General features: G+C 73.3%; 3 protein-coding genes and 1 pseudogene. 2 read left to right on the top strand and 2 right to left on the bottom strand.

The genetic code is table 11. The annotated features are described in order from the left end of the window. The coding region (locus ABT106_RS31065) for an MFS transporter (RefSeq protein WP_351284169.1) at nucleotides 1–1,406 on the bottom strand (1,406 nt) is incomplete at its 3' end. 108 nt (nucleotides 1,407–1,514) lie between these two features. Between ABT106_RS31065 and ABT106_RS31070 the strand changes: the two genes are divergently transcribed. Together ABT106_RS31070 and ABT106_RS31075 are read left to right on the top strand one after the other, a co-directional pair. Continuing rightward, nucleotides 1,515–2,420, top strand: a complete 906-nt coding sequence (locus ABT106_RS31070) for a LysR family transcriptional regulator (protein ID WP_351284172.1) — start codon at nucleotides 1,515–1,517, stop codon at nucleotides 2,418–2,420. A gap of 280 nt (nucleotides 2,421–2,700) precedes the next feature. Continuing rightward, on the top strand, nucleotides 2,701–4,767 hold the full coding sequence (locus tag ABT106_RS31075) for a galactose-binding domain-containing protein (protein WP_351284175.1): 2,067 nt from the start codon (nucleotides 2,701–2,703) through the stop codon (nucleotides 4,765–4,767). Here the strand turns inward: ABT106_RS31075 and ABT106_RS31080 are convergent. Further along, nucleotides 4,755–4,940: pseudogene (locus ABT106_RS31080) on the bottom strand (DUF2637 domain-containing protein); the annotation flags it as partial. The gene ABT106_RS31075 and the pseudogene ABT106_RS31080 sit on opposite strands and share 13 nt — an antisense overlap.

Consider the following 4,940-nt stretch of genomic DNA (forward strand, 5'->3'; position numbering starts at 1 on the left):
GGCCCGGGGGCCGCGGCCGCTTCCGCCGCGCCCGCCGCCACCGGGGGCGCGGCCGGCCGGCGCAGCCCCGCCGCGGTGACCGCGGCCGCCGCCAGGACCGCCGCGAACGGCACCAGCAGCGCGGCCCGGTACCCGTCCAGCGGATCGGCGTACGAGGCCGACACCGCGGTCACCGCGGACAGGCCGAGCGCCGCGCCGAACTGGAACGACGTGTACAGCAGCCCGCCGGCGAGGCCCTGGTCCTCCTCCGCGACGTCCTCGGTCGCCACGATGGTCAGCGGCCCGTAGACCAGGGCGAAGGCGAGACCCAGCAGGATCAGGCTCGGCAGCATCACCAGGTAGCTCCAGTCGGCGCCGAGCGGCAGGAAGAGCCCGTAGGCGAGGGCCGCGAGGAGCAGGCCGGCGAAGATCAGCCGGCCGTTGCCGAAGCGGGCCACCAGCCTCGGCACCACCGTGGGCGAGAGCGCCGCGTCGATGCCGATGACCAGCATCGCCAGGCTGGTCTGGAGCGTGGACCAGCCGCGCACCTCCTGGAGGTAGAGGACCACCAGGAACTGGAAGCCGAAGAAGGCGCCCGAGAACAGCAGCCCGGCGGCGTTCGCCCGCAGCAGCGGCCGCGACCGCAGCACCCCGGGGCGGACCAGCGGTTCGGGAGCCCGCCGCTCGACCGCGGCGAACAGCGCCAGCAGTGCCAGCCCCGCACCGACCGTCGCGGCGGTCCACGCGGCCCCGGCGTGCGCGGCGCGTTCCACGCCGAGCACCAGCAGCACCACCGCCGAGGTCACCAGCAGCCCGCCGGCCAGGTCGAGCCGCTGCCCGGCCGCCCGCCGCGGCTTCGGCGACTTCGGTACGAGGGCCACGGCGCCCACCAGGATCACCGCGGCCAGCACCACCGGCGCGAAGAACACCCAGCGCCAGCCGGCGGAGGTGAGCAGCCCGCCCGCGACCAGGCCGATGGAGAACCCGGCGGCGGCCGTGCCGGAGTACACCAGCAGGGCCTTGTCGCGCTGCGGACCCTCGTCGAAGCCGGTGGTGATGACCGACAGCCCGGCGGGGGTCATGAAGGCGGCGGCGACACCCGTCACGAACCGGGCGGCGATCAGCTGCCAGCCCTCGGTGGCGAGTCCGCCGAGGCCGGAGAAGACCAGGAAGACGGTCAGCCAGCCGACGAACATCCGGCGCCGCCCGAACAGGTCGGCGGCCCGGCCGCCCAGCAGCATGAAGCCGCCGTAGCCGAGGACGTAGGCGCTCATCACCCACTGGAGCTCGCCGGTCGCCAGGCCGAGGTCGGCGCGGATGGAGGGAAGGGCGACGTTCAGCATCGCGACGTCGATGCCTTCGAGGAAGATCGCGCCGCACAGGACGAGCAGCACGCCCAGGCGGCGGCCGCGGATGGGACTGGACATGGGTGTCCTCGCAGAAGGGGGTTGAAGGGGATGACCGTTGCCGGTCAGACCACCCTCGCCCGCCGTCCCGGGGGGAACAACGCCGAAGAACGCAACGTTCGTTCAGTCATGCTTACCGACCGCGACGAGCTGGACTGCTTCCTGATCCTCGCCGGGGAACTGCACTTCGGCCGGACCGCCGAGCGCATGCTGCTCTCGCGGGCCCGCGTCAGTCAGCTCGTCCAGCGGCTGGAACGGCGCGTCGGCGCCCCGCTGTTCCTGCGTACCAGCCGCAGCGTCACCCTCACCGCCCTCGGCCGCCAGCTGCGCGCCGACCTCGAACCCCACCACCGGGGCATCGCCCGGGCGCTGGAGCGGGCGGCGGCCACGGCGCGCGCCGCCGACGGAGTCCTGCACGTCGGCTTCACCACCCCGCCCGCCGGGGAGCTGGTCCTCAAGGCCGCCGAAGCGCTGCGGGCCACCCATCCCGGGCTGGCGGTCGAGGTGTGCGAGGTGCCGCTGTCCGACCCGTACGGGCAGCTGCGCAGCGGGGACTTCGACGTGCAGTTCGCGGAGTTCCCGGTACGGGAGGCCGACCTCGGCGAAGGTCCCGCGCTGCTCACCGAGGCGCGGGTGCTGGCGGTGGCCGCCGGGCACCCGCTGGCCGCGCGGGAGGCGGTCTCGCTGGAGGAGCTGGCCGGGGTGCCGCTGCTGGCGGTCGCCGGGGACCTGCCCCCGTACCGGCGCGAGCACCAGGCGCCGGCGCGCACCCCCGGCGGCCGGCCGATCCGGCGGGGGCCGGAGGTGACGAACATGCAGGAGGCGCTGATGCAGGTCGCCGCGGGCCGGGGCGCGCTGCTGACGTCGGCGCACACGGCGACGTACTACGCCCGCCCGGGGGTGGCGTACGTGCCGTTCGCGGACGCGGAGCCGGTCGGCTACGGCCTGGTGTGGCGCGCCGCCGACAACTCCGGCGCGGTACGGGCCTTCGCGCGGGCGGCGCTCGCCGCGGCGGGCCGGGGCGGCGCGGCGTAGGAGGCGGGCGCGGGCGCGGCGTAGGAGGCGCGGCCCGGCGCCCCCGGCGCCCGCCCGGTGTGCGGGGCGGGACCGGTGGGGCGGCGCGGAGGTGTTCCGTCCGGGCAATCCGACGATCCGTCAGGTCATCTGTCCCGGACCCTTGACTCCGTACCCGGCGGTAGCCATTCTCGACGCACCGATTGTGAGGAACATGTCAACGCCCTGTCCGGGGTTGGCCGTGTCCCCCGACGGTTCCGGTACCCCCAGACCGCGCGCTCCGCCGACCGAAGACACGGTGATGACGATGACCCACCCCGCCCGCCGCAGACCAGGCCCGTTCGGCCTGCTGACGCTGTGCCTCGCCGTGGCGGCGTTGCTGCTCGGCCTCGCACCCGCCTCCTCCGCCGCCGACCCCGGCTGGTGGAACCCGACCGCGCGGCCCGCCCCCGACTCCGCCATCAACGTCACCGGCGAGCCCTTCAAGGGCACCGACGCCCAGGGCAAGGTCCGCGGGTTCGTCGACGCCCACGACCACCTGATGTCCAACGAGGGCTTCGGCGGACGCCTGATCTGCGGCAAGCCGTTCTCCGAACAGGGCATCACCGACGCCCTCAAGGACTGTCCGGAGCACTACCCCGACGGCACCCTCGCGATCTTCGACTACATCACCAACGGCGGCGACGGAAAGCACGACCCCGACGGCTGGCCGACCTTCAAGGACTGGCCCGCCCACGACTCGCTGACCCACCAGCAGAACTACTACGCCTGGGTCGAGCGGGCCTGGCGCGGCGGCCAGCGGATCCTCGTCAACGACCTCGTCACCAACGGGGTCATCTGCTCGGTCTACTTCTTCAAGGACCGCGGCTGCGACGAGATGACCGCCATCCGCCTGGAGGCGCAGAAGACGTACGACATGCAGGGCTACATCGACAAGATGTACGGCGGCCCCGGCAAGGGCTGGTTCCGGATCGTCACCGACTCCACGCAGGCCCGCCAGGTCATCGAGCAGGGCAAGCTGGCCGTCGTCCTCGGCGTCGAGACCTCCGAGCCCTTCGGCTGCAAGCAGGTCCTCGACATCGCCCAGTGCAGCCGCGCCGACGTCGACCGCGGCCTGGACGAGCTCCACGCCCTGGGCGTGCGCAGCATGTTCCTGTGCCACAAGTTCGACAACGCGCTGTGCGGGGTCCGCTTCGACTCGGGCGCCCTGGGCACGGCCATCAACGTCGGCCAGTTCCTGTCGACCGGCACCTTCTGGCAGACCGAGCGGTGCACCGGCCCGCAGCGCGACAACCCGATCGGCCTGGCGGCCGCCGCGTCCGCGGAGAAGCAGCTCCCGGCGGGCGTGTCCGTACCGGCGTACGCCGCCGACGCGCAGTGCAACACCCGCGGCCTCACCGACCTCGGCGAGTACGCCGTACGCGGCATGATGAAACGCAAGATGATGCTGGAGATCGACCACATGAGCGTCAAGGCCGCGGGCCGGGCCTTCGACATCCTGGAGTCCGAGTCCTACCCGGGCGTCATCTCCTCGCACAGCTGGATGGACATGGACTGGACCGAGCGCCTCTACAAGCTCGGCGGGTTCGCCGCCCAGTACATGAACGGCTCCGAGGCGTTCAGCGCCGAGGCCAAGCGCACGGACGCCCTGCGCGACAAGTACGGCGTCGGCTACGGATACGGCACCGACATGAACGGCGTCGGCGGCTGGCCCGGCCCTCGCGGCGCCGGCACCCCCAACCCGGTGCGGTACCCCTTCCGCAGCACCGACGGCGGATCGGTCATCGACAAGCAGACCACCGGGCAGCGCACCTGGGACCTCAACACCGACGGCGCCTCCCACTACGGCCTGGTCCCCGACTGGATCGAGGACGTCCGGATCACCGGCGGCCAGGGCGTCGTGGACGACCTCTTCAAGGGCGCCGAGTCCTACCTCGGCACCTGGGGCGGCTCCGAGAAGCACAAGGCCGGCGTGAACCTCGCGGCCCGCGCGCCCGCGACGGCCAGCTCCGCCGAGTGGAACCCGTTCACGAGCTACGCCCCCGGCCGGGCCGTCGACGGTGACCGGGGCACCCGCTGGGCCAGCAACTGGAGCGACGACCAGTGGCTGCAGGTCGACCTCGGGTCCCCGACCCTGGTCGGACGCGTCACCCTCGACTGGGAGCGCGCGCACGCCAGGGCGTACCGCATCGAGGTCTCCGCCGACGGCACGGACTGGCGGACCGTCTGGTCCACCACCGCCGGTGACGGCGGCCTGGACACCGCGCAGTTCTCCGGGACGTCGGCGCGCTACGTGCGCGTCCACGGGACGGGGCGCGGCACCCAGTGGGGCTACTCGCTCAACGAGGTCGGCGTCTACAGCCGCTGACGGGCAGCCGACGGGCACGGTTCGACCCACCGGGTCCGGCCGGGCCGGAGACCGGTCTCCGCAGTGATGATCAGCAGGACCGGAGCGATGGCGTGGAGCAGTGCGTACACCAGGTGTCCGCGGAGCAGCGCGTCCCCGGTGTTCAGGAACAGGGTGGCGGCGGCGGTGTACCA

The organism is Streptomyces sp. NPDC002044 (assembly GCF_040296725.1).
Lineage (GTDB): Bacteria > Actinomycetota > Actinomycetes > Streptomycetales > Streptomycetaceae > Streptomyces > Streptomyces antarcticus.

Coding starts and splice junctions, on each gene's coding strand:
- ABT106_RS31075 (WP_351284175.1), top strand. CDS start 2,701: ATGACGATGACCCACCCCGCCCGCCGCAGACCAGGCCCGTTCGGCCTG.
- ABT106_RS31070 (WP_351284172.1), top strand. CDS start 1,515: ATGCTTACCGACCGCGACGAGCTGGACTGCTTCCTGATCCTCGCCGGG.